This is a genomic window from Pseudomonas sp. 67(2021) (assembly GCF_017491835.1).
In the GTDB taxonomy this organism is placed as follows: domain Bacteria; phylum Pseudomonadota; class Gammaproteobacteria; order Pseudomonadales; family Pseudomonadaceae; genus Aquipseudomonas; species Aquipseudomonas atacamensis.
Window position 1 is genome coordinate 1 of record NZ_JAFGYL010000098.1, and the last position, 446, is coordinate 446.

Genomic DNA, 446 nt, shown 5'->3' on the forward strand with positions numbered 1-446 from the left:
TTCCAGCTCCGATTCACGGAACTGCGCATAAGGCGCAGGCTTGAAGCAAATGGCGATTTCGGTGTCACGCACGCTCATGCGCTTGCCGGTACGCAGGTAGAACGGCACCCCGGCCCAGCGCCAGTTGTCGATCATCACCTTCAGCGCCACATAGGTCTCGGTCTGGCTATCGGCCGCAACGTTGGCCTCCTGACGGTAGCCGGGCAACTGCTTGCGCCCCTGCTTGCCGGCGCTGTACTGGCCACGCACGGAGTTTTTCAGGGCCATCTTCGCCGACCATGGGCGGATGGCACCGATCACCTTGGCCTTTTCGCTGCGCACGGCATCAGCGGCAAACGCCGCCGGGGGCTCCATGGCCACCATCGCCAACAACTGGAACAAGTGGTTGGGCACCATGTCGCGCAGCGCCCCGGTGCTGTCATAGAACGCGCCTCGGGTCTCGACAC

General features: G+C 63.7%; 1 pseudogene. It reads right to left on the reverse strand.

Annotated features, from left to right (window positions below):
- Nucleotides 1-446, reverse strand: a pseudogene (locus J5M66_RS26700) (glucose-6-phosphate dehydrogenase); the annotation flags it as partial.